The organism is Mesorhizobium sp. dw_380 (assembly GCF_018588885.1).
Taxonomy (GTDB): Bacteria; Pseudomonadota; Alphaproteobacteria; order Rhizobiales; family Rhizobiaceae; genus Mesorhizobium.
Window position 1 is genome coordinate 1 of record NZ_JAFFIW010000151.1, and the last position, 569, is coordinate 569.

Here is a 569-nt window from a genome sequence, read left to right on the forward strand (position 1 = left end):
GCCTGACACCACGCCACCTTGCCTATGTGATCTACACCTCGGGCTCAACCGGTACGCCAAAGGGCGTCATGGTCGAGCATGGAGGCGTGGTCAATATGCTTGCAGACTTGCGAGTGACCTACGCTTTGTCTGCTCGAGACCGCGCGCTTCAGTTTGCATCCATATCGTTCGACGTATCGGCTGAAGAGATATTTCCCGTTCTGGCGACGGGTGCTGCGCTGATCCTGCGAACCGACGCATGGCTGGCATCGACCAAAGCCTTCGTTGATCTGTGCAGCGCCTTCGGCGTCACAATGGTGAATCTCCCTTCCCAGTTCTGGGCCCAGATGATGGTCGAGATGCCCAGCACGGCGCTTCCTGGCACGGTGCGTCAGGTGGTGATTGGAAGCGAGGCGGTCAATCCTGCCGCACTGAAGGCGTGGTTTGGCAACAACGGCCGCCGGCCCATCTTGTTCAATGTCTACGGTCCGACGGAAACCTCTGTCGATGCGACTATGCTGGAGCTGAGCGCGGATACGCCCTGGTCTTCCATTGGCCGCCCGATCTTGAACACGCGCATATATGTGCTT

General features: G+C 58.7%; 1 protein-coding gene. It reads left to right on the plus strand.

What is annotated here, in order from left to right; translation table 11 throughout:
* Nucleotides 1–569: AMP-binding protein (locus JT360_RS33320; RefSeq protein WP_214477729.1), on the plus strand; the 569-nt coding region annotated here is incomplete at both ends.